The 21291-nt window shown below is 49.0% G+C and carries 26 protein-coding genes and 1 other RNA gene; 21 read left to right on the top strand and 6 right to left on the bottom strand.

Going from position 1 to position 21291, the window contains the following annotated elements; all coding sequences use genetic code 11:
• Nucleotides 1–119 precede the first annotated feature (119 nt).
• A complete protein-coding gene (locus tag O3681_RS01160; protein WP_107723108.1) occupies nucleotides 120–1052 on the bottom strand; it encodes an AEC family transporter in 933 nt (310 codons plus the stop codon).
• Between the two features lie 177 nt (nucleotides 1053–1229).
• On the opposite strand from O3681_RS01160, the gene O3681_RS01155 reads away from it, so the two are divergent.
• Nucleotides 1230–1985 carry a GNAT family N-acetyltransferase gene (locus O3681_RS01155; protein WP_070625413.1) on the top strand — a complete coding sequence of 252 codons (756 nt, stop codon included), beginning with the start codon at nucleotides 1230–1232 and terminating at the stop codon, nucleotides 1983–1985.
• Nucleotides 1986–2043: 58 nt separating this feature from the next.
• Nucleotides 2044–2793: a 1-acyl-sn-glycerol-3-phosphate acyltransferase gene (locus O3681_RS01150; RefSeq protein WP_049322297.1), complete on the top strand. Its 750-nt coding sequence runs from the start codon at nucleotides 2044–2046 to the stop codon at nucleotides 2791–2793.
• Nucleotides 2794–2846: 53 nt separating this feature from the next.
• Here the strand turns inward: O3681_RS01150 and gloA are convergent, their stop codons facing one another.
• The gene (gloA, locus tag O3681_RS01145; RefSeq protein WP_308881047.1) at nucleotides 2847–3260 is read right to left on the bottom strand and encodes a lactoylglutathione lyase; all 414 of its coding nucleotides are present in this window, start codon (nucleotides 3258–3260) and stop codon (nucleotides 2847–2849) included.
• 204 nt (nucleotides 3261–3464) lie between these two features.
• Here gloA and O3681_RS01140 point away from each other — a divergent pair, with 204 nt between their 5' ends.
• Nucleotides 3465–4565, top strand: a complete 1101-nt coding sequence (locus O3681_RS01140; RefSeq protein ID WP_070460028.1) for a conjugal transfer protein — start codon at nucleotides 3465–3467, stop codon at nucleotides 4563–4565.
• An 86-nt stretch (nucleotides 4566–4651) separates the two neighbouring features.
• Nucleotides 4652–5116, top strand: coding sequence for a low molecular weight protein-tyrosine-phosphatase (locus tag O3681_RS01135; RefSeq protein ID WP_070460025.1), 465 nt, complete (start codon nucleotides 4652–4654; stop codon nucleotides 5114–5116).
• Between the two features lie 94 nt (nucleotides 5117–5210).
• On the opposite strand, the gene metW is transcribed toward O3681_RS01135, so the two are convergent.
• A complete protein-coding gene (gene metW, locus O3681_RS01130; protein WP_049322294.1) occupies nucleotides 5211–5792 on the bottom strand; it encodes a methionine biosynthesis protein MetW in 582 nt (193 codons plus the stop codon).
• Nucleotides 5789–6928, bottom strand: a complete 1140-nt coding sequence (locus O3681_RS01125; protein WP_003747142.1) for a homoserine O-acetyltransferase — start codon at nucleotides 6926–6928, stop codon at nucleotides 5789–5791. The genes metW and O3681_RS01125 overlap by 4 nt, the downstream gene beginning before the upstream one ends.
• Nucleotides 6929–7044: 116 nt before the next feature.
• Between O3681_RS01125 and O3681_RS01120 the strand changes: the two genes are divergently transcribed.
• Nucleotides 7045–7245 carry a hypothetical protein gene (locus O3681_RS01120; RefSeq protein WP_070460022.1) on the top strand — a complete coding sequence of 67 codons (201 nt, stop codon included), beginning with the start codon at nucleotides 7045–7047 and terminating at the stop codon, nucleotides 7243–7245.
• Between the two features lie 68 nt (nucleotides 7246–7313).
• Here the strand turns inward: O3681_RS01120 and nadE are convergent, their stop codons facing one another.
• Nucleotides 7314–8102 (bottom strand): NAD(+) synthase, encoded by a 789-nt coding sequence (gene nadE, locus O3681_RS01115; RefSeq protein WP_107723104.1) that lies wholly within the window; start codon nucleotides 8100–8102, stop codon nucleotides 7314–7316.
• A gap of 102 nt (nucleotides 8103–8204) precedes the next feature.
• Between nadE and O3681_RS01110 the strand changes: the two genes are divergently transcribed.
• The 3 genes from O3681_RS01110 to efp are packed head-to-tail and all read left to right on the top strand — an operon-like array spanning nucleotide 8205 to nucleotide 10275.
• Nucleotides 8205–8483: a hypothetical protein gene (locus O3681_RS01110; RefSeq protein WP_107723103.1), complete on the top strand. Its 279-nt coding sequence runs from the start codon at nucleotides 8205–8207 to the stop codon at nucleotides 8481–8483.
• Nucleotides 8484–8514: 31 nt separating this feature from the next.
• Entirely contained in the window at nucleotides 8515–9672 is a 1158-nt protein-coding gene (gene earP / locus O3681_RS01105) for an elongation factor P maturation arginine rhamnosyltransferase EarP (protein ID WP_371459090.1), read from the top strand.
• A gap of 42 nt (nucleotides 9673–9714) precedes the next feature.
• Nucleotides 9715–10275 carry an elongation factor P gene (efp, locus tag O3681_RS01100; RefSeq protein ID WP_070608205.1) on the top strand — a complete coding sequence of 187 codons (561 nt, stop codon included), beginning with the start codon at nucleotides 9715–9717 and terminating at the stop codon, nucleotides 10273–10275.
• A gap of 59 nt (nucleotides 10276–10334) precedes the next feature.
• Here efp and O3681_RS01095 read toward each other — a convergent pair whose 3' ends face one another.
• Nucleotides 10335–10934 carry a phospholipid-binding protein MlaC gene (locus tag O3681_RS01095; RefSeq protein ID WP_039862173.1) on the bottom strand — a complete coding sequence of 200 codons (600 nt, stop codon included), beginning with the start codon at nucleotides 10932–10934 and terminating at the stop codon, nucleotides 10335–10337.
• A gap of 165 nt (nucleotides 10935–11099) precedes the next feature.
• On the opposite strand from O3681_RS01095, the gene O3681_RS01090 reads away from it, so the two are divergent.
• The 13 genes from O3681_RS01090 (at nucleotide 11100) to O3681_RS01030 (ending at nucleotide 20759) form a co-directional block, all read left to right on the top strand.
• Nucleotides 11100–11315: a 4-oxalocrotonate tautomerase family protein gene (locus O3681_RS01090; protein WP_107723101.1), complete on the top strand. Its 216-nt coding sequence runs from the start codon at nucleotides 11100–11102 to the stop codon at nucleotides 11313–11315.
• Between the two features lie 84 nt (nucleotides 11316–11399).
• The gene (locus O3681_RS01085) at nucleotides 11400–12614 is read left to right on the top strand and encodes a pyridoxal phosphate-dependent aminotransferase (protein ID WP_107723100.1); all 1215 of its coding nucleotides are present in this window, start codon (nucleotides 11400–11402) and stop codon (nucleotides 12612–12614) included.
• 112 nt (nucleotides 12615–12726) lie between these two features.
• Nucleotides 12727–13089: a transfer-messenger RNA gene (ssrA, locus tag O3681_RS01080) on the top strand.
• 278 nt (nucleotides 13090–13367) lie between these two features.
• Nucleotides 13368–14591: a tyrosine-type recombinase/integrase gene (locus O3681_RS01075; protein WP_371459089.1), complete on the top strand. Its 1224-nt coding sequence runs from the start codon at nucleotides 13368–13370 to the stop codon at nucleotides 14589–14591.
• 31 nt (nucleotides 14592–14622) lie between these two features.
• Nucleotides 14623–14991, top strand: a complete 369-nt coding sequence (locus O3681_RS01070) for a type II toxin-antitoxin system RelE/ParE family toxin (protein WP_107723098.1) — start codon at nucleotides 14623–14625, stop codon at nucleotides 14989–14991.
• Entirely contained in the window at nucleotides 14988–15299 is a 312-nt protein-coding gene (locus O3681_RS01065; RefSeq protein WP_371459088.1) for a helix-turn-helix domain-containing protein, read from the top strand. Before O3681_RS01070 ends, O3681_RS01065 begins: the two co-directional genes overlap by 4 nt.
• Nucleotides 15300–15437: 138 nt before the next feature.
• Nucleotides 15438–16118, top strand: a complete 681-nt coding sequence (locus O3681_RS01060; RefSeq protein ID WP_371459087.1) for a hypothetical protein — start codon at nucleotides 15438–15440, stop codon at nucleotides 16116–16118.
• 173 nt (nucleotides 16119–16291) lie between these two features.
• On the top strand, nucleotides 16292–16522 hold the full coding sequence (locus tag O3681_RS01055; RefSeq protein ID WP_049344708.1) for an AlpA family transcriptional regulator: 231 nt from the start codon (nucleotides 16292–16294) through the stop codon (nucleotides 16520–16522).
• A 124-nt stretch (nucleotides 16523–16646) separates the two neighbouring features.
• Nucleotides 16647–16904 (top strand): helix-turn-helix domain-containing protein, encoded by a 258-nt coding sequence (locus tag O3681_RS01050; protein WP_371459086.1) that lies wholly within the window; start codon nucleotides 16647–16649, stop codon nucleotides 16902–16904.
• A gap of 282 nt (nucleotides 16905–17186) precedes the next feature.
• Nucleotides 17187–17513 (top strand): hypothetical protein, encoded by a 327-nt coding sequence (locus O3681_RS01045; RefSeq protein WP_371459085.1) that lies wholly within the window; start codon nucleotides 17187–17189, stop codon nucleotides 17511–17513.
• A gap of 200 nt (nucleotides 17514–17713) precedes the next feature.
• Nucleotides 17714–17929 carry a hypothetical protein gene (locus tag O3681_RS01040; protein ID WP_049351938.1) on the top strand — a complete coding sequence of 72 codons (216 nt, stop codon included), beginning with the start codon at nucleotides 17714–17716 and terminating at the stop codon, nucleotides 17927–17929.
• Entirely contained in the window at nucleotides 17926–19026 is a 1101-nt protein-coding gene (locus O3681_RS01035) for a primase-helicase zinc-binding domain-containing protein (protein WP_107722977.1), read from the top strand. The genes O3681_RS01040 and O3681_RS01035 overlap by 4 nt, the downstream gene beginning before the upstream one ends.
• Entirely contained in the window at nucleotides 19023–20759 is a 1737-nt protein-coding gene (locus O3681_RS01030) for a DUF927 domain-containing protein (RefSeq protein ID WP_371459084.1), read from the top strand. The genes O3681_RS01035 and O3681_RS01030 overlap by 4 nt, the downstream gene beginning before the upstream one ends.
• Nucleotides 20760–21291: the final 532 nt, after the last annotated feature.

The raw sequence follows: 21291 nt of genomic DNA, 5'->3' as shown, positions 1-21291 counted from the left end.
GGCTTTGTATAGTTTTTTAATTGCTTAATTAATTGATAATAAAAGTTATTTTCAAATTTAAAATAACAAACAGGCCGCCTGAAACATAAGGCTAACGTTTCAGACAGCCTACCCTTTTCTTAAATAATCCAACGATATAACGCAATCATCACCGGCATAGTTACCACACAAAGTAAGGTCGTCAGCCCATAAATCGCGCTGGCTTTTTGGGCATTTTTGCCGTAAACAACCGCCATTTGGGTAACTGTCGAAGCGGCAGGCGAAGTCGTTGCCAAAAAGCTGATCAAAACAACCGTATCCGCATGCGCATCATGATGGGCAAAACCACAGACTTTGACGGCAAAAAGCAATAATATCGGAATCAAAATCAACCTTAAAAAAGCAACGAGATAAAGCCTCGGTGTCCACACAATCGAACGCAACGGCAAAGAGGCCAGCAGCATGCCCGCCACCAACATGGCAACTGGGCCAATCATACTGCCCACCGTCGCCAAAGTATTATCGACAATATGAGGCAGCTTGATTTGAAAGGCAAACATCAGCAGCCCGACCAACATGGATAAGATGTTGATATTGGTAAAAATGGTTTTCCAAGCCACATTGCCTCGACCGCAAATCAACAGGCGCAGATGCGTCCAAAACAAAAACGTCTGCACCATGATAAAACCGCTGGTGTAAATCACCCATTCCGGCCCAAAGACCGACATTACCAAAGGGATAATCAGGTTGCCCGAATTGCTGTACACCGTCGCTGCGTGTTCGAGCGCATCGAGTTTGAACAAGTGTTTAAACAACCTGCCCAAAACAATCAACACCACATGGAAAAACACTGCCAGCATGACGGAAAGCTTCAGCCCTTCGATAATCTGCGGCATATTGTCCATCTGAAAAGCATGAATCATGACGGACGGGCTGATCAGGTAAAGCGCGATGACCGAGAGCGTATAGCTGTTTTCCGATTTCAACAGCCCTGCCTTCACCAAGGCCACGCCCATCAAAACAATCAACGTCAGCTCGGTAATTTTTCCGGCAAGCAGGAAAGAGGTTTCCATAATAAAAAAGCGGCAAAAACATTGATTTTACGCTTCTACCGCTTGGCATGCCAAATTCAGACGGCCTGAAGCCTTTTTCCAACAACCCGACATAATTTGCCCTACCGCAAAGCAAATCAATATAAATCTGTCCGTATATCCGCTATAATCAGCCATTTTCTTCAAACAGGAAACATCATGTCCCCCAGCCGTTTCAATCAAACGGGCCCCAAAATCGGCCTGAGCGTACGCCTTGCAGAAACCCAAGCTGAAATCGAAGCCGCCCAAAGATTGCGCTATCAGGTTTTTGCCCAAGAACTGGGGGCGGAAATCGAAAGCGATGACGGCCGCGATGTCGATCCTTATGATGAGCATTGCCACCACCTGCTCGCGTTTGACGATGCAACCGGCGAGGTAATCGGCTGTTACCGCCTGATTACCGAAGAAACCGCAAAAAAAGTCGGCGGCTGGTACAGCGAGCATGAATTCGACCTTGAGCCTTTAAAAGATATCCTGCCGCAAACCGTCGAACTCGGCCGCGCCTGTACCCACCCGGACTACCGCAACGGCGGTTTGGTCATGCTGTTGTGGACCGGTTTGGTCAAATTCATGAAAGACGAAAACCTGCGCTTTATGATTGGTTGCGGCAGTATCGAAATGCGCGACGGCGGCAACGATGCGGCCGGTCTGTATCATGCTTTGAAAGACAAATACCTCGCTCCGGAACAATGGCGCGTCAAACCGCTCAACCCGCTCAAATGGGACAGCATCACGCCGTCTGAAAATCCGCCCGTACCTGCCCTGATCAAAGGCTATCTCAAAGCAGGCGCGTGGTTCTGCGGCGAGCCTTGCGTCGATGAAGCATTCAACTGCGCGGATGTGCTGATCATGATGGACATCAACCACCTTTCCGACCGCTACTTGCAGCGTTTTGCCCCTAAAACCGATTCATAATAAAAGGCCGTCTGAAACTTCAGACGGCCTGCCTAATCTTTATAAAAAAACACACACAATGACCGCCAAAATCCGTTTTATCTTCCGTCTTCTCTGCATTGCCGGCTGCCTTTTGTACGGCATGGCCGAAATGTTTTTTCTGTTTCCCTTTTACAGCAGCAAACGCAAACTGCGCGCGATTCAATTATGGTCGCTGCGCGTGCTCGCTTCCTGCGGCATGAAACTGCAAACTTTCGGCACGCCGCCGCAAGAAGGCCGCGGCCAAATGCTTATCAGCAACCATATTTCATGGTTAGACATTATGGCGGTCAACGGCGCATTTCCCGGCCGTTTCGTGGCTAAAGACGATGTGGCCAAATGGCCGGTGGTCGGTTATCTCGCCACGCAGGCACAAACGGTTTACGTCTCGCGCAACCGCGGCATCAAAGGCAACTCCGCCAAAATCGCAGGCGTGACCGAAGCACTGAAAAACGGCGATACTGTTACCATTTTCCCCGAAGGCACCAGTACCGAAGGCCGTGAAATCCTGCCGTTCAAACCCAGCTTTTTTCAGACGGCCTATGATGCAGGCGTACCGATTATTCCTGCACTCTGCCGCTATCCGAATCCGGACGGCAGCAGCCCCAATCCGCACACTGCCTACTACGGCGACATCAGCCTCTGGCAATCCATCTGCATGGTCATCAGCCAACCTTCCAGCACGGTCGAGCTGCATTTCCTCGATCCGATTGAAGCGGGAGAAGACCGCTACGCTACCGCGCTTCACGTACACGCCCTGTTGAGCGAAAAGCAAAAACAGTTGGGCTGATCAAACAAAAGGCCGTCTGAATGTTCAGACGGCCTTTTCCATTATCTTATGTCTTAAGATGAATATTGCACCGAATCGCTACCGCTTTTCTTTTGAATAAATTCAATTTTGTAGCCATCCGGATCTTCAACAAACGCAATCACAGTCGTGCCGTGTTTCATCGGGCCTGCTTCGCGTACCACTTTGCCGCCCATCTCTTTGACACGTTCACACGCCGCATAAGCATCATCGACTTCAATCGCGATATGGCCGTAAGCATTGCCCAAGTCATAAGACTCGGTATCCCAGTTGTGGGTCAGTTCCAAAACAGTATGGTCCGCCTCATCACCATAACCAACAAAAGCCAAAGTAAAACGGCCTTCAGGATAATCGCGGCGGCGCAGCAGTTGCATATTCAATACGTTTTGATAGAAATTCAAAGAGCGTTCGAGATTGCCGACACGCAGCATAGTATGAAGCAAGCGCATGATATTGTTCCTTTCTGAATTATGTTTGGTCATGGATTATAACACATCGGGCACCATCCTCTTCAGCCTCAAAATACCGACACTGAAACTGCATAAAAATGAAGCACACACCCTGCCGTCATTTGAATTTCATGTATTAACAAGCACACCGACTGACTAAATTGCTATAATCGCCACAATTACAACACAACACTTCAAACCGTCATGAAAACCTTTGTTCTTCCAGATACCCGCCCTTATCCGCAGAGCCCTATCAAAAACTACCTTCTTCTCAATGCCTATCAGCTGGCGCACAACTCCTCCTCCGCATCGCGCAAGCTTTCCGCCGGCCAACTGCAAACCGAAATCCGCACCATGCTCAGCCAAAACCATTACATCAACCTTTCATTGGCGATGACCATGGCCCCCGATGTCGGCACTTACACCAGCCTGATTCAAAGCGTGGGCGAAGTCCTGAAGGCAGAAAACGATAACGAAGCCCAATGGTTTGCCCTGCCTGTCGTTTTGGTCGCCGGTTGCAAAAAAGAACAAACCCTGCCGCTCACGCTGCCTACCGAAGCCCTCTTCGCCTGCCTGCAAAACTACCCTAATCTGCGCGCCCTCACGCAAAACACGCAATGGCTGCCCTACCTCGTCCAATCTACCGATTTGAGCAGCGTTACCCCGGGCGAATGGTTCCAAGCCAAGCAAAACGATGAAGCGGCAGGCGCATTCCTGCAAAAATTCGAATACAAACCATTGACGCTGCCCGAAGGTCAATCCGTCCATGTTGTTTACGCGCTGGGCTACGGCAATAAAGACATTCAGACGGCTTTGGGACTCAACCTGCAACAGGCAGGCCTGCCATTGATGCAGGTTTGGCAAGAGCATCTCGCCCTCGACGGCGTTACCCTCTTTACTAACCCGCTCTCGCCCAATACGCCGCTTGACGCGCTTACCGACGGCAGCCACACCCGCCAACGCATGGCCATGGACGTTTTTGCCACCAACGCCATCCGCGCCATCCGTATGCAAAGCCCGCGCGTCGGCGTTGTTGCCGCTGCAAAAGCGGACGGCAAACTCCAGTTCAGCTTCAACGCGACCGACAGCGCGTTTGAAATCGTTCCGCAGACCTTCACTTGGGAGCTGGCATCAACCGACAATATCGCTATCGTTCAGCAAAACTTCCTCGACCTGATGGCCGAATGCCGAATCGAGCACCTCTACCTGCTGCACGACCCATTGGGCGAAAACGAGAACATCCCTACTTATGCCCAAGCGTTGAAACTAGAAGGCCATAATCCTTTCTTCAGCAATGTAAACTAAATTGAAAATGCAACACGCCAAGGCCGTCTGAAAACGGTTTAGCGTGTTGCATTGATTTTCAAACCTTACCGCTCATTTTCACAAACATGAAAACCCACAAAATCCTTTTCGTCTGCCTCGGCAACATCTGCCGCTCCCCCATGGCCGAATACGTCCTGCGCCATCGCGCCCGCGAAGCAGGCATGGGCAATGCTGTCATTACTGCCAGCGTAGGCACATCAGGTTGGCACGACGGAGAAGACATGCACGAAGGCACGCGCCGCGCACTCAAGCAACACGGCATCGACCCGTCAGGCTTTACCAGCAGCAAAATCAAACCCAGCGATGCCGAGCATTTCGACTACATCATCGTGATGGACGACAACAACCTCAGAGAAACTGAAAAACAGCTCGGTTTTCACCCCGGCAAAATCTTCAAACTGACCGACCTTATCCCCGACTCAGGCTACAACCATGTTCCTGATCCGTGGTACACAGGCGACTTTGACGAAACCTACCGTCTGGTCGATGCCGGCAGTTTGGCCTTGTTGGAAAAATTGAAACAGGCTTAAACCGGCTGGAACAATAAAAGGCCGTCTGAACAGATATTTGCAAAAGCCATGCTTTCGTGATGACCTGTTCAGACGGCCTTTATTGATTGCCGTATCAACCCACGCGGTAAAACGCCAGGCTGCCCAATAAATTCGGCAGATGTTTGACCTGTCGGTTGCCCGTCATGACCGCACGCTCAAGCACACGGATTTTGTTTTTGGCACACAGTAAATCAAAATCTTTGAGGGTACACCAATGGATATTGGGCGTATCGTACCAATGATACGGCATCCGCTCGGAAACCGGCATATGGCCACCGACGGCGATTTGAAAGCGGTTGCGCCAGTAGCCGAAGTTAGGGAAGCTGACGATGGCCTGTTTGGCCACGCGCATCAGGCAGCGCAGGATTTTTTCCGTGTTCTGCATGGCTTGAATGGTTTGGCTCAAGACAATCACATCAAAACTTTGATCGCCAAATGCCGCCAAACCCTCTTCCAAGTCGGCCTGAATGACGTTTACACCGCGGGTCATGGCGGCAATCACGCTGTCGGTATCGATTTCAATGCCATAACCGGCACAGTTTTTATGCGCTACCAACGCGGCCAGTAGCTCGCCGTCGCCGCAACCTAAATCGAGTACGCGGCTGCCTTCGGGTATCCAATCGTAAATGAGTTGCAAATCGTCGCGCAGATTCATTGTTGGCAGTCCTTGTAAACGTTGTTCATGTAAGCGGTAACCGCGCGGATATAGGCTTCGTCTTCCATCAAGAAGGCATCGTGGCCGTGATTGGATTTGACTTCGATGTACTGCACGGATTTTTGCGCAGCGATTAATGCCTTGACCAATTCATGCGAACGTTGCGGCGAGAAGCGCCAGTCGGTGCTAAAGCTCGCGACAAAAAATTTGGCCTGCACATTCTCCACGGCTCGCGTGAGGTTGTGGCCATAATCGGCGGCCGGGTCGAAGTAGTCGAGTGCCTTGGTCATCAGCAGATAAGTGTTGGCATCAAAACGGCCGACAAACTTGTCGCCTTGATAGCGCAGATAAGATTCCACTTCAAATTCAACGCCGTAGCCGTACTGATAGCCGTCTGATTTTAAAATGCGGCCGAATTTTTTACCCAAACCGTCTTCGGCAAGATAGGTAATGTGCCCCATCATGCGCGCGATACGCAAACCGCGTGAAGGAACGGTATGATGGCTGCGGTAATTACCTTCGTGGAAATCGGGATCGGTCAAAATCGCCTGACGGGCAACATCGTTAAACGCGATGTTTTGGGTGGAAAGTTTGGGCGCAGAAGCGATAACGAGCGCGTGGGCAACGCGTTCGGGCAAAGAAATCGTCCATTGCAATGCCTGCATGCCGCCCAAGCTGCCGCCGACAACGGCCGCCCATTTTTGAATGCCGAGATAATCGGCAAGCATGGCTTGGGACTTCACCCAGTCTTTGACGGTTACAACCGGAAAATCCGCACCATATTCGCGGCCGGTTTCAGGATTCTCGGACAAAGGGCCGGTGCTGCCGTCGCAGCCGCCCAAGTTGTTCAAACCGACCACAAAAAAGCGTTCGGTATCGATAGGTTTGCCGGGGCCGACCATATTGTCCCACCAACCGGCGTATTTATCCTCCGCACTGTGCTTGCCGGCAACATGATGATTGCCTGATAAGGCGTGGCAGATAAGGACGGCATTGCTTTTGTCGGCATTGAGCGTGCCGTAGGTTTCAATCATCAGGTCGAAACGAGGTAAGGTTTTGCCGTTTTCCAGAGCAAGCGGTGTGTCAAACGGAATTTTCCGGGGCGTTACAATGCCCACTGAGGCATTTGTTGTCATTTGTAATTTCCAAGTGATGCGGCAAAAGGGGTATTATAACGTTTCGTTTTTGTTTTGTGCATGAGGCTTCAGACGGCCTGCCCTAATTAGAGGCAATATTTTTGGGAGGATGTGGAATGATAGGCAGGCTTTTGCGATTTTTTTTCTTTTGCGCCATCGCGGCATTGATTGTGAACCGTCTGTTCAGCCGCCAACAAAAGCGCACCATTCGGGAAATCGCCAAAATCAGCGCGTGGGTATTGCTGGGGGCGGCGGCGGCTACGCTGTTTTGGTATCTGATAATGCTGTTTTTCAAGCATATTCCCAATTCTTATTGAAATAAAATATAAAAGGCCGTCTGAAAACCTTAATCCAGCGTTTTCAGACGGCCTTTTGATATTCAAACTTAAAACAATTCTTCCGGAATCTTGCAAACCGGAATCGGATTGACTTTGTGCTGCATGGCTTTGTGCAATCGGGTATAGATTGCCAAAACTTCGCGCTGTCTGCCTTCAAAATCTTCAGGCTTGTGGCTGCTATACACGCTCATCGCCCATTCGAGTTCAGGATAAGATGCGCCCATTTGTTCTTCATCGGTACGTTCGGTATCCCAAAGTCCGTCCGTCGGTACGGCTTTTTGAATGTCTTCCGATACGTCCAGTTCGGCTGCTAGCGCGTACACTTGAGTTTTGGTCAAATCGGCAATCGGGCTGATGTCCACGCCGCCGTCGCCGTATTTGGTGAAGAAACCGACGCCGAAATCTTCAATTTTGTTGCCTGTCCCCGCCACCAGCAAACCATGCAGCTGGCCGTAATAATAAAGCGTCGTCATGCGCAGGCGGCTGCGTGCATTGGCAAGTGCCAGCTGTTTGTTGGGAAATTCGGTTTCACTGACGTCAACGGTATCGGCAAAAGTATCAAAAGTTTGGGTCAAATCAACGCTTTGCGCTTTTACATTCGGATAACGCTGTTTCAGACGGCCCATGTGTTCTTGCGCGCGGTTGACTTGGTCGGATTTCTGACGAATCGGCATTTCCAACAACAAAACCGACAAACCGGTTTGCGCGGCAAGTGTGGAAACCACGGCAGAATCGATGCCGCCGGATACGCCGACGACAAAACCTTTGGCACGCGCCTGCTCGGCGTAATCTTTGAGCCATTGAACAATATGGCGGATGATGGCTTGGGTTTGCATAGGGATAAATGTTCGCTTCAAATAAAACGAATGATAGCCTGATTTGCACTTGTCTGAAAGACGACAGGGTATAATGCCCTTTTTATTTCTTGCACGCACACCATGTCCAAACCCATCCTTCTGCGCTGGCTCATCATCTGCCTGATTCCGCTCGCCACCCTTTTGTGGTTTGCCCTCAACCCGCCCGAAGACAAAACGCAACACCTCATCAACGGCATCATCCTTGCTTGCGAAGCCACGTTCCTATTCAAGTTCGTCCTCGTTGACGTCATCAAACACCACCTCAAACAAGAGCCTGAATTGAAACGGCAAAGCATTTGGATGTTTATCCCGATTATTTTGCTGATTGTTTATTTGTTCCATTATTTCGGCGCATTCTGATATTTTCAGACGGCCTTGGGCATATTTTTCCATGAACACCACCCCACCTTATACCTGCTGGATTTTCTGCAACGTCATCGACAACTTCGGCGACATCGGCGTTTCATGGCGGCTGGCGCGTGTTTTGCAACGCGAACTCGGCTGGCAAGTGCATTTGTGGACAGACGACTTTCCGTCCCTTCAGGCACTCTGTCCTGACTTAGCCTCGATTCCCAATATCCATCAAGGCATCGGCATTCACGCTTGGCAAGCCGATCATGCCGAAGATACCGATACAGTCCCTACCCCCGACATCGTCATCGAAACCTTCGCCTGCGAACTGCCCGACAACGTTCAATCCATCATCCGCCGACACCGACTGCTTTGGCTCAATTGGGAATACCTCAGCGCGGAAGACAGCAACGAGAGGCTGCACTTAATGCCCTCGCCCCAAGCCGGCGGCATACAGAAATACTTTTGGTTTATGGGTTTCAGCGAAAAAAGCGGCGGCCTGCTGCGCGAATGCGATTACGCCGAATCTGCCGGATTTGATACGGAAGCCTTACGCCGACAACTCAAACTTCCCGCAAAAAATGCGCCCGAATGGCTACTTTTCGGCTATCAAAGCGATATTTGGGCAAAATGGCTGACCATGTGGCAACAGGCCTGCCAACCCATTACCTTGCTATTTGCAGGTACACAAATCATCGCCAGCCTGAAAAACAGCGGCCTAGTGCCGCAAAATGCCCTGCTTGAAGACGGCGATATGTATCAGAGCGAACACATTACCCTGATCAAAATCCCTTTTGTCCCCCAACAGGATTTCGACAAACTGCTCAACCTTGCCGACGGCGCTGTCATACGCGGTGAAGACAGCTTTGTTCGCGCCCAGCTCGCCGGAAAGCCTTTCTTTTGGCACATCTACCCGCAAGAAGAAAATATCCATCTCGACAAGCTGCACGCGTTTTGGGACAAAGCGCATCAGGTTTATCCGGATGTTGTCGCCACGGCACACCGTCGCCTTTCCGACGAACTCAACAACGGCGAAGCACTCAGCGACAGCCAACGCCTGCAGGCATGGCAAACCCTGACGGCACATCAAAACGAATGGCGGCAAAGCGCGGCAAAATGGAGGGACGGACTTTTTGCTCAAAAAAGTGCCGTTGAAAAACTTGCCGCCTTTATTTCAAAGCACAAAAAAATACGCTAAAATAGCGCGTTTTATTACAACCGATTTGATTGGAAAACTACAATGAAAACAGCACAAGAACTGCGCGCCGGCAACGTATTCATGGTTGGCAACGACCCTATGGTTGTTCAAAAAACCGAATATATCAAAGGTGGTCGCTCTTCCGCCAAAGTCAGCATGAAACTGAAAAACCTGCTGACCGGTGCCGCTTCTGAAAGCATTTACAAAGCCGACGACAAATTCGACGTCGTAATCTTGGCCCGCAAAAACTGTACTTACAGCTACTTTGCCGACCCAATGTACGTCTTCATGGACGAAGAATTCAACCAATACGAAATCGAAGCCGACAACATCGGCGACGCGTTGAAATTCATCGTTGACGGCATGGAAGACGTATGTGAAGTCACTTTCTACGAAGGCAACCCAATCTCCGTAGAATTGCCTACCATCATCGTTCGCGAAGTTGAATACACCGAGCCTGCCGTTAAAGGCGATACCTCCGGTAAAGTAATGAAAACCGCACGTCTGGTTGGCGGCACCGAAATCCAAGTGATGTCTTACATCGAAAACGGCGACAAAGTCGAAATCGATACCCGTACCGGCGAATTCCGCAAACGTGCTTAATCAGCCCGTAACACAAAAAGGCCGTCTGAACATTCAAACGGCCTTTTTATCAATCTACCTTATTGTTTCTTCAAGCCCTTGGCTGCAACAGTCGCAATCGTACCGTCAATGCCTTTGCTCTTAATCAGCTCGCCAAATTGGTTGCGGTATACCGTTACCAAGCTGGTACCGTCCACGCGGATGTTGTAAATCTTATACGCACCGCCACTTTGGTAAAGCTGGTAGGCCACTTCATACTTAGTGCCTTTTTTGGTCTGAATTTCTGAGAAAACGTCAAACTTATTGCCGTTTGCCGTCATCTTCGGCAACAGGCGCACATTCGCATCTGCCGCGCCAATTAACGCGGAATGCGAGTACATCGCAATGACCATGTCTTTGAATGCACGGATAAAATCGGTTTTCTGTTTAGCAGAAAATTCACGCCATGGCGCACCAACCGCCAAAGCCGAAATACGCTCATAATCCAGATAACGGTTGGCATACTGCTCAACCTGTTTCACACGTTGCGCCTCTGTCAAAGACGTGTTACGTGCAATTTTCAACACGGCATCAATGTTCTGCTGCATCTGTTTTTGCGCCGGATGCGTTTCCGCCGCCACATAAGGCGCGGCAATTACCATCGGTGCGGCCACAATCAAAGTCTGAAGAAAACGGTTCATGACGATATCCATCCAAAATAAAACCGCATTGTAAAAACAATCTATTCCAAAAAACTTAATTCTTTGTAAAAGCAGTCATGAGCAATGAAAAATCCTGCAATCAAATTTCAGACGGCCTGATAAAAATAAGATAACATGTGAACGCTATTTTAAAAGGAAAAAGCTATGCCCTATGTCAACATCAAAGTAACCGGCGGCAGCGAAGCCCCGAATGCAGAGCAAAAAGCCGAATTAATCCGAGGCGTCACCGAATTACTCACTCGCGTTCTCAACAAAAACCCTGAGACGACCGTCGTCGTCATCGACGAAATCGATATGGACAACTGGGGCATAGGCGGCAAAAGCGTGACGGTTCGCCGTTCCGAAGCGCGCAATAAGTAAGCCTTGGCCGTCTGAAGCTCTTTTAATTTACCCACAAAAAGAGTACATTTATCCCATTGTTAACAATTTTACGGAACACACATCATGGAGAAATTCCCTAAATCATCCAAACTGGATCACGTTTGCTACGATATTCGCGGCCCAGTTCACAAAAAAGCCCTGCAACTGGAAGAAGAAGGCAACAAAATCCTCAAACTCAATATCGGCAATCCGGCTCCGTTCGGCTTTGAAGCGCCTGATGAAATCTTGGTTGACGTCATCCGCAACCTGCCGACTTCACAAGGCTATTGCGACTCCAAAGGCCTTTACTCCGCACGCAAAGCCATCGTTCACTATTACCAAACCAAAGGACTGCTCGACGTTACCGTCAACGATGTTTACATCGGCAACGGCGTCTCCGAATTGATTACCATGTCCATGCAGGCGCTGCTCAACGACGGCGACGAAATCCTGATTCCTGCACCAGACTATCCTTTGTGGACCGCCGCCGCGACACTGGCAGGCGGTACCGTCCGCCATTATCTATGCGACGAAGAAAACAACTGGTTCCCCAACCTGGCCGATATAGAAGCCAAAATTACACCGAAAACCAAAGCCATCGTCATCATCAATCCCAACAACCCTACCGGCGCGGTGTACAGCAAAGAAATCCTGCTCGAAATCGCCGAATTAGCGCGCAAACACGGCCTGATTATTTTCGCCGACGAAATTTACGACAAAATTCTTTACGATGGTGCCGTACACCATCACATTGCCGCCCTCGCCCCCGACTTACTGACCATTACGTTTAACGGCCTCTCCAAAGCCTACCGCGTGGCCGGTTTCCGCCAAGGCTGGATGGTACTCAACGGCCCGAAACATCATGCCAAGGGCTATATCGAAGGCCTCGACATGCTCTCGTCTATGCGCCTTTGTGCCACCACACCCATGCAACACGCCATTCAGACGGCCTTGGGCGGATACCAAAGCATCAACGAATTCCTCCTCCCCGGCGGCCGCCTGCTCGAGCAACGCAACAAAGCATGGGAACTGGTCAACCAGATTCCGGGCATATCCTGCGTCAAACCCATGGGCGCATTGTATATGTTCCCCAAAATCGATACCGAAATGTACGGCATTCATGACGACATGAAATTCATCTACGACTTACTCGTGCGTGAAAAAGTCTTGTTCGTACAAGGCACAGGCTTTAACTGGATACGCCCCGACCACTTCCGTATCGTTACCCTGCCGCCCGTTCATCAAATCGAAGAAGCCATGGACAAACTCAAACGCTTCTTGCAAAACTACCATCAATAAACCTAAACAAAGAGGCCGTCTGAAAAAGCAAACCGCTGTTCAGACGGCCTTTTTAATCAAACAGCAACTTGGCAAAGCCTGTTGACATGCGTATAATCAACTTTTCCTATCTGGGGGCGATCTTGGTTTCGACGGGGGTTGCAAAGCAGATGCGGGCATACCGGGGTCTCAGATTTCCCGTTAAACACTGAATCAAAATAGTCGCAAACGACGAAACTTACGCACTGGCCGCTTAAGGCCTGCCGTTGCAGCAGTTGGTCAATGGGCTGTGTAGCGCAAGCTACCGCAACGTCATTCTACATTGACTGGTTTTCTGTCGGGTTACTTGGCAGGAAACGAGATTTAAGGTAACTGGTTCTCTGAAGGCCTGTTGGTCGGCATGATGGGAACGAGATTCTAAATAGACACAACTAAGTATGTAGAACGCTCTGTAGAGGACTTTCGGACGGGGGTTCGATTCCCCCCGCCTCCACCATACCCTATTTTCAGCAGTATCCTGTAATACGCATAAAGCCTTGAGCCATAACGGTTTCAAGGCTTTTTTATTACCTTGAATATGCTGGCGTATGCTTGAGTTTTCGCAATTTATAGGGTAACTTTTGGGGTAACTTTTCAGGAATTACCCAAAAAACAAGCCCGAAAAGTGGGCAAATTAGCCCTATTTTTTTAAACAAGTTACCCAAAAAATCCATAAAACCAATTATTAACAATGGCTTAATGAGTTTTTAAAAGTTACCCCAAACTGGATTAAAAATGCCTAAACAGACGCTGCCACTTACAGATAGCCAATGCAAAAAACTACAACCGCCGAATCAATTATCAGACGGCGGTGGGTTATATCTTCAAGCAAGGGGAAACGGCAAATACTGGCGTTTTCGTTACTACCGGCCAAGCGACAACAAACGCGATGAAATGCGACTGGGTGTCTATCCTGAAATCAGCTTAAAAGAAGCAAGAGAAAAACGCGAAGAATTGCGCGGGCTGATAGCCAAAGGAATAGACCCTAAGCTACACCAGCAAGACAAAGCACAGAGGCAGGCAGAGCAGCTAAAAAACACATTTGAGGCTATTGCGCGCAAATGGCACAGCGACCAAGTAGCAAAGCCGAATAAATGGAAGCCCGACCATGCACAAAGAGTTATCCGCAGCCTTGAGCTTCATATTTTCCCTGACCTTGCAACACGCAAAATAGACGAAATCATGCCGCTTGAGGTTTTAGGACTGTTACAGAGGCTGGAATCGGCGGGGAAATATGACACGGCACAGAAAGTTTATGACGTGGTAAATCAAGTTTTCAAATATGCCGTGAAACTTCGCTTGAGCCTATTCAATCCCGCCGCCGAATTGCGGGGAGAGCTGGCAAAGGTGGAGCAGAAACATTACCGCTTCATTAAAGACCCGCAAAGGATAGGCGAGATGTTACGAGCTTTTGACGGTTACGCTGGCTTTCCGCAAACACGCGCCCTATTACAGCTTTCCCCTTATGTATTTGCCCGCCCTTCCGAATTGCGTTTATTGCGCTGGTGTGAAATTGATTGGGAGGAGCAGCAATACTATAAAGACGGCGTAAACATGAAAAACAAGATAGACCATATTGTCCCCTTGAGCCGCCAAGCCTTAGCAATACTGGACGGCTTGAAACCTGTAACAGGGCATTATGAATATGTATTTTGTAACACCAGCAAAAAACAGCCCTTGAGCGAGGGAGCAATACGAAAAGCATTAGACCGTCTAGGATTCTTGGAAGAAACCACACAGCACGGCTTTAGACATACAGCCAGCACGATATTGAATGAGATGGGCTATAACGCTGATTGGGTGGAGCGGCAACTAGCCCACAAAGACCCCAACACGACAAGGGCAGCCTATAACCATGCGGAATATTTAGAACAGCGCGCTGATATGGTTCAAAAATGGGCTGATTATCTCGATGAATTGAAAGCACATTCAGGCGTATTGCAGGAAACGGCAGAATAAACTATCATCTTAAGCATTACGAAAGAAAACCATGCGGATATTTAGAAACCAGTGGATAACGAAATTTGCCAAGAAGCACAAAATCAGCGATTCCGAGCTGATAGAAGCGGTAGAGCGGGCAGATAAAGGAGTGATAGACGCAGATTTAGGCGGCGGTGTTATCAAGCAGCGCATAGCAAGGCAAGGGCAAGGCAGAAGCGGCGGTTATCGTAGCCTGATATTTTTCAGACGTGGGGAACGGGCGTTTTTCATGACTGCCTTTGCCAAGAACGACCGCGAAAACATCACGAACAAAGAACTTGCAGAATTAAAGAAAGCCGCCGCCATCATCTTGGCAATGACAGAGACCGACATAGAACAAGCCAAATCAAACGGCACTTTCACGGAGATACAGCCATGAAATACAAAAGCGACATTTTTGCGGCAATACATGAAACCATGCAGGGTTTGCACGACATCGGCATTATCGACAAAAAAACCATGCGCGATTTTGACAAATCATGCTTGACCGAAATCAAGCCGTTAAGCGGCGAAGACATTAAGGCAATCAGAGAGCGCGAAGCATTATCACAAGCCGCTTTTGCCATGTATCTAAACATCGGCAAAAACCAAGTTTCCGAATGGGAGCGGGGTATTAAAAAGCCGAGCGGCGCGGCTTTGAAGCTGCTTACTATCGTCAAGAACAAGGGAATTGAGGCGATTGCCTGATACCGGAAATAGAAAAGGAGCGGATATATTTCCGCCGCGAAGTACCACACAACGCCCCCCCTGTTGATTTTTGGGATAGGGCTACTCAATCCGTTTTAGTTTTATGCCGTCAGAAAAAGAACATGGAGTGAATAGAATATGGCAGACGTCTTAACCCTTGCAGATATGCCCGATTTGTCCGATTGGCGATTAGCCCCGTTATGGACATTGGAGCAAGCCGCCCTATTATGGGCAGGAATTAACCCCGCGTTTTTCACTTTTAGGGATATATGGCAGGAACACCCACGCAAACAGGCACGGGCAAAAATTGCATTACAGGCTTTTTCAGGCGGTATTGTTTTAAAAACCCTGACTGTCCAAGATTTGTATTTGCACGACGGAAATGGCGGGATTTATTGCACCAGCCAAAAAACTACCGTTTTTAGCATGAATGACATCGCACCAAACGACACAACCATTATGCAGGATGTGCTAATTAGTTGGGCATCGAAAGAACGTGTACTTAGTTTGAAGCAAACTATCCAAGCAGAAGAACAGGTAAGACGGGAAGCGGCCAAAGCAGAGGCAGAAAAACAGGAAATTAAAGCCTTGCCTTATTGTGTTGTCCCTGAATTTGAAACCCCAGAATTTGAAACCGCTTGCATAGCGATTAAAGAATTTTGGAACAAGCAGACGGTAGGGGTTGCACCCCCTAAAGCACTTATAGTTCAAGACTTTATCAAGGATACCTTTAAGAAAATAACAGGGGTTGAGCCCACACTGGCAGCAATCAAGCGTATTGACAGCCTGACACGCCCGCCATTATTCAAAAACCAGTAGGCGAGTAACCCCCAAACCCCTTATTAGTCATACATTACAGGACGGTTAAACCCCTTTCTTGAAAGGAGGGTTTAACCGTTTTTTTATTGCCTAACCCCCCTATGCTTTTTGCACAATGCCGCTAGCGAAACGCCAGCAACCCGCAGGCGTGATTAACCAAACGGAGGCAATAAATGCACATTATCAATATCGACAGCTTACCTGATACCGCGCAATTAACTATTGCAGAACTTGAGACCAGCCAAGCGAAAGGACGGCGCGGAATCACTCGCTTGAGTAGTAGCCAAATCAGACGACTGGAGGCAGCAGGACAATTCCCGCAATCACGCCAAATCACAGGCACGCGCAGCCGCTTTTATGTAGCAGGAGAAGTGAAGAAATGGCTTACAGAACAGGCAAGCTAATGAAAGGAGAACAGGAGTTTTCGTAACAGTACGCGCCCGCGCGCGCGATTGTAACTCAAGACCTGATTTTTGATAAATAAAACCGCCTGAACGGACATTCAGACGGCAGAAAGAAGAGTAGATTATGAAATTTGATTGTATCAATAACAAGCCCAAAACGCCAAGCCAAAGAGAGCGCGTTTTAGCCCGATTGAGAAAAGGGAGCGTTACTTCATGGGAGTTGGCACAGATGGGCATACTTGGCTATAACTCACGCATTATGGAGCTTCGCAGAGCGGGGCATGAAATCATAACCGTGATGGAAGAAGTGCAAAACCAATTCGGGGAGACCGTGAAACGCGGGCGGTTTTCTTTGCTGGTGTCAGAAAGGAGCAAGTCATAACACCATCTAACCCCGTAAAAAACCATTTGACAGATTGAGCTTTGGGAAGCAGAATTTAGTTTCTCTCTCAAATCGTATAGCCCAAATCAGCAGGGTAACGCTGATTTTTTATCGCCATTTTCTCTTATGGCGTTTGAAGCCTATTCACAGGCTTTGGACGGCATATCAAAGTTTATGGCGGTGTGTGGTAACGGCAACGTCCACGCCTGACTATACGCAGGAGAGAGCACCGCCCCCTATTTTGGGCATTTCTCAAATCTCGAACGTATAGGAGCATTTCAAATGCAATCTTGCACTTCTACCCAAATCCAAAACATTCAAAACCAAGCCCAAATGGTAACCATCCCTTTAGAGCTGGCAAACCGCATTATGGACGCGCTGTACTACGGCGGCGAATTTATCGCCAATACGGGCGCAATCATCGACACCATTTGCGACAACATGGCCGCCCATTCCGTCCGCAACGCCCCCATAAGTGCGAGCGGAAGCACGGCACGTCTTGCTACAGTCATTCAAACCCTAGTCCCCCATGCGGAAAACTTGGAATCTTTCGATTTGTCATCCGAGCTTGCGGGATACATTCAAACTGACCCCGTCCCAGCGCCCTGACGATTCAGACGGCTTGAAAGAATGGGCTGTTTACAGCGTAACCAAAGCAGATTAAGCCCACCTATTCCCTGAAATTTACCCGCCTTTATGCCGCCTATTTCAGACGGCATAGGGCAAACTTCGCCCTAGTGTTTTTATAACTAATTGATTTTATTAGATTCATGTTTTGAACCACTGGAGGCAGAGCAAAGGATAAAACCATGAAACAGACCAATAAATCCGACCGTTTCCGCCGGTATCTTAACCGCGCCTTGCTGGTGTTTTGGGTGTTGCTTTTGGCTTTGGTAGTCCGAGCCTGTAACCAGCCCGCCCACGCCGACACGGAGCAACTAGAGCAGGAAACGCCCGCAATATGGGAAACCGACCCGACCGCCGGAATTGTTTTAGAACCAGTATCAGAGGAGGCAGAGCAATGAAACCAACATACCAAGACATTAAAGCCGTCGCGCAATACCGCTGGCCGGAAATACACGCCGCATTAGGCATAGACCCGCGATACCTGAAAAACAAACACCAGCCCTGCCCCGCGTGTGGAGGGAAAGACCGTTTCAGATATGACGACAAGGACGGAAACGGCACATTCATTTGCAGCCATTACAACAACGGCGCGGGCGATGGTTTCGGCTTGGTAATGCACTTTTTCGGGTGTGATTTTCAGACGGCCTTAAAGCAGGTTTCAGGCATTTTAGGCATGGACAATGCAAACCCTTTGCCGATACCGCCAACACGCCCACAAGCGCAACCACGCCCCGAAAAAGACCAAATCGAGGAACTGGCCGCATTGTGGAGAAGCACAGAACCTATCCGCCCCGATTCCCCTGTTATCCAGTATTTGAAATCACGCGGTTTGGACATGGCGCATTTACCCGAAAACGTCCGTTTCCTACCTGAAAAAGACTATTGGACAACAGGCGAAGATAAGCCGCTGTTGCTTGGTAGTTTCCCCTGTATGGTTTGCGCTATCCGCGATATGGACGAAGAGCTACAAGGCTTACACCTAACCTATTTACAGCCTAGCTATGACAAGCCATGCGGAGAGGACGGACTACACGCCCCGCGCTACCAGAAACTGGCAATCAAAGGCCCTGTAACAGGCGAAACATTACCGGCCAAGAAAATGAGAAGCCGCAAGAAAGGCAGTATATCGGGGCAAGCCGTCCACCTGTTCCCGATTCCTGAAAATGGCCGTCTTGTCATTGCAGAGGGCATAGAAACCGCCCTTGCCGCCCGTGAATTGTACAAGGCTTACGATTGGGGCTTATGCGCGGCCTTGAGCGCAAACAGCTTGGCAAATTTTCACTTTTTGAACGGTATAAAAGAGATTGTGATTATTGCCGATAACGACACGCCCCGCCCCGTTGGTTACAGAGCCGCTTATGACTTGGCAATGCGAGCCATTAAGCAGGGAATCAAGGCGAGTATATGGCAAAGCAAAACGCCGGGCTATGACGCACTGGACGAACTGAACGAGAAAAAGCAATCAGACAATCATTCCGGAGGACAGACAGCATGAAAAATACCGAAACAGCTAAGCAGGAAAGCCCCAACGACTACAACCTTGAGAATATCGAGCCATTCCGCCCGCGCCCTCACTTTGAAATCGACAATCGGGGCGTATGGTGGGTAAACGTTAGAACCGACAAAGACGGAGATGTTATCGAAGCAGAGCCGCAATTCCTTTCCGACCCTATCGACATCATAGGCACGGGGCAAGACAATGACGGCGCGTATTATCGGATTATCAAGTTTAAAGACAAAATCACACGACGGCATAAGACCGCCGCCCTACCACAAGCAGAAATTGCCGATGGGAAATGCTGGGGGCGTTTGGGGTTTTACGGCTTATCCATTGAGAGCAACCCAACAAAAAGGCGAAAACTGGCAGACTATTTGCAGAAAGAGGGAAGCCAGACAGCCTTTACCATTACCGACCGCGCAGGCTGGCACGAAGACAGCTACATTATGCCCAGCGGGGAAACCATCACAGCGACCGACAAAGACCCCGCCATTATCTACAACGGCGACACCAGCCAAGCAAAGGCATATCAGCCAAACGGAGAGCTTACCGACTGGCAACAAAACATAGCCCGATATGCAGTAGGAAATAGCCGTTTGTGCCTTGCTTTGGGAGCTTCATTTGCCGCCCCGTTGCTTTCCCTGTTAAACGAAGAATCAGGCGGCTTTCACTTGATGGGTGATTCTTCAGACGGTAAAACCACAGCCGCAAAAGTAGCCTTGAGCGTATGGGGCAAACCATCAGGAAGCCTGTTGTCTTGGAGCGGTACGAAAATAGGCTTTTCCAACACAGCCGCCGCCCGTAATGATGGCTTGCTGGTGTTGGACGAAATAGGACAGGCAAGCCCGCACGTTATCGGCGATACTGTTTATAGCGTTATGAACGGTATCAACAAAGTGCAAGGCGCAAAACAAGGCGGAAACCGTGCTTTAAGCCGCTGGAAAGTGATGATGTTTTCCACTGGCGAAAAGACCCCCGATTCCATCTTGAAGCACCATAAGGGCGATTGGAACGCAGGACAAGCCGCCCGCTTGCCTAGTATCAGAGCAGCCGCGCAATATGGCATTTATGACACCTTGCACGGATTTGAAGATGGCGCATTGTTGAGTGAGCATATCGCCCAATCAGCCGAAAAATATCACGGAACGGCAGGAAGACTATTTATCCAACAGCTTTTAGACGACCTAGAACAAGCCAAACAGCAGGCAACGGAGCGCATGGCCGCATTTATGGCAACCATTCCCGAACTATCAGGACAGGCGCGAAGAGTAGCGAAACGCTTTGCGATTGCCGCCGCTGCTTTGGAACTTGCCGCCCCTGTTACCGGTTTGCCCGTAGGTGTAGGCATGGCAGGCGTGAAAAAATGCTTTGATGAATGGCTGGAAGCCAACGGAGCAGGAAAACACGAAGACCGCCGAATCATTGAGCAGGCAGAGGATTTTATCGCCCAGCACGCTTTAGGCACGCGGTTTATGGAATGGAGCGATAAAAGCACCAATAAAGACCATGCAGGATATAGGAAACAGGAGGGGGAAAAATTGGAATTATGGGTAATCCGCCGTGTCTTTGCCGATGAAATCGCCCAGAGTTTCGATGAAGCGAAAGTTTGCCGCGTATTAGCAGATAATGGATTATTGAAATATAACCACAAAAACAGAGGCTACCAACACCAGCGGAAAGGTAACGGCTGGTTTCATGTTTTAGCCACAAATATAGAACTGGACGACTAATCATTTGCATGAGGTTAATTCCAAAATACTAACTAAGCCCGCCATGACCAACACAGGCGGGCTTTTTTACGTCCAAACATTCAGGCAGACCTACCAAGAAAGCATAAAATCGACAGGAAGCCCCTAAATTTCAAAAATTAGGACTGTTTGACCCTTTCCCTATACCTACCTATACCCAATCAATGAAACACGCTTACAGCGCAATTTTAGCCTATTTACGCCATGACCAACAAAGACAGGCGAGGGGTAAATAATTTCAAGACCAATACGCGCGCGCGTAGTAATGCAGCCCCTTGAATTTTGCGAGCCCATAAAAAAGGAAAGAAGACCAAGACACGCGAAAAGATAAAACCATATGCGCGAGGTAAAATCACTTGTTACCTTTGTTACCACAAAACTTAACACTTATAACTATATGAATATAAATATAAAAACACAGAAAAAACGGTAACAAATGAACATAAATTTACTTGTTACCGATTTGTTACCACTTGTTACCCTTTTATATTCAAATGGTTACGCTTAAAAAATA

Origin of the sequence: Neisseria sp. 27098_8_158, from assembly GCF_041433145.1 — a bacterium.
In the GTDB taxonomy this organism is placed as follows: domain Bacteria; phylum Pseudomonadota; class Gammaproteobacteria; order Burkholderiales; family Neisseriaceae; genus Neisseria; species Neisseria subflava_E.
Note: the sequence above shows the minus strand (reverse complement) of the source record. Positions and strands in the feature narration are given on the sequence as shown.

Bases quoted from the DNA above. Each gene is read 5' to 3' on its own strand.
- O3681_RS01160 (WP_107723108.1), bottom strand. From the start codon at position 1,052: ATGGAAACCTCTTTCCTGCTTGCCGGAAAAATTACCGAGCTGACGTTG.
- O3681_RS01155 (WP_070625413.1), top strand. From the start codon at position 1,230: ATGTCCCCCAGCCGTTTCAATCAAACGGGCCCCAAAATCGGCCTGAGC.
- O3681_RS01150 (WP_049322297.1), top strand. From the start codon at position 2,044: ATGACCGCCAAAATCCGTTTTATCTTCCGTCTTCTCTGCATTGCCGGC.
- gloA (WP_308881047.1), bottom strand. From the start codon at position 3,260: ATGCGCTTGCTTCATACTATGCTGCGTGTCGGCAATCTCGAACGCTCT.
- O3681_RS01140 (WP_070460028.1), top strand. From the start codon at position 3,465: ATGAAAACCTTTGTTCTTCCAGATACCCGCCCTTATCCGCAGAGCCCT.
- O3681_RS01135 (WP_070460025.1), top strand. From the start codon at position 4,652: ATGAAAACCCACAAAATCCTTTTCGTCTGCCTCGGCAACATCTGCCGC.
- metW (WP_049322294.1), bottom strand. From the start codon at position 5,792: ATGAATCTGCGCGACGATTTGCAACTCATTTACGATTGGATACCCGAA.
- O3681_RS01125 (WP_003747142.1), bottom strand. From the start codon at position 6,928: ATGACAACAAATGCCTCAGTGGGCATTGTAACGCCCCGGAAAATTCCG.
- O3681_RS01120 (WP_070460022.1), top strand. From the start codon at position 7,045: ATGATAGGCAGGCTTTTGCGATTTTTTTTCTTTTGCGCCATCGCGGCA.
- nadE (WP_107723104.1), bottom strand. From the start codon at position 8,102: ATGCAAACCCAAGCCATCATCCGCCATATTGTTCAATGGCTCAAAGAT.
- O3681_RS01110 (WP_107723103.1), top strand. From the start codon at position 8,205: ATGTCCAAACCCATCCTTCTGCGCTGGCTCATCATCTGCCTGATTCCG.
- earP (WP_371459090.1), top strand. From the start codon at position 8,515: ATGAACACCACCCCACCTTATACCTGCTGGATTTTCTGCAACGTCATC.
- efp (WP_070608205.1), top strand. From the start codon at position 9,715: ATGAAAACAGCACAAGAACTGCGCGCCGGCAACGTATTCATGGTTGGC.
- O3681_RS01095 (WP_039862173.1), bottom strand. From the start codon at position 10,934: ATGAACCGTTTTCTTCAGACTTTGATTGTGGCCGCACCGATGGTAATT.
- O3681_RS01090 (WP_107723101.1), top strand. From the start codon at position 11,100: ATGCCCTATGTCAACATCAAAGTAACCGGCGGCAGCGAAGCCCCGAAT.
- O3681_RS01085 (WP_107723100.1), top strand. From the start codon at position 11,400: ATGGAGAAATTCCCTAAATCATCCAAACTGGATCACGTTTGCTACGAT.
- O3681_RS01075 (WP_371459089.1), top strand. From the start codon at position 13,368: ATGCCTAAACAGACGCTGCCACTTACAGATAGCCAATGCAAAAAACTA.
- O3681_RS01070 (WP_107723098.1), top strand. From the start codon at position 14,623: ATGCGGATATTTAGAAACCAGTGGATAACGAAATTTGCCAAGAAGCAC.
- O3681_RS01065 (WP_371459088.1), top strand. From the start codon at position 14,988: ATGAAATACAAAAGCGACATTTTTGCGGCAATACATGAAACCATGCAG.
- O3681_RS01060 (WP_371459087.1), top strand. From the start codon at position 15,438: ATGGCAGACGTCTTAACCCTTGCAGATATGCCCGATTTGTCCGATTGG.
- O3681_RS01055 (WP_049344708.1), top strand. From the start codon at position 16,292: ATGCACATTATCAATATCGACAGCTTACCTGATACCGCGCAATTAACT.
- O3681_RS01050 (WP_371459086.1), top strand. From the start codon at position 16,647: ATGAAATTTGATTGTATCAATAACAAGCCCAAAACGCCAAGCCAAAGA.
- O3681_RS01045 (WP_371459085.1), top strand. From the start codon at position 17,187: ATGCAATCTTGCACTTCTACCCAAATCCAAAACATTCAAAACCAAGCC.
- O3681_RS01040 (WP_049351938.1), top strand. From the start codon at position 17,714: ATGAAACAGACCAATAAATCCGACCGTTTCCGCCGGTATCTTAACCGC.
- O3681_RS01035 (WP_107722977.1), top strand. From the start codon at position 17,926: ATGAAACCAACATACCAAGACATTAAAGCCGTCGCGCAATACCGCTGG.
- O3681_RS01030 (WP_371459084.1), top strand. From the start codon at position 19,023: ATGAAAAATACCGAAACAGCTAAGCAGGAAAGCCCCAACGACTACAAC.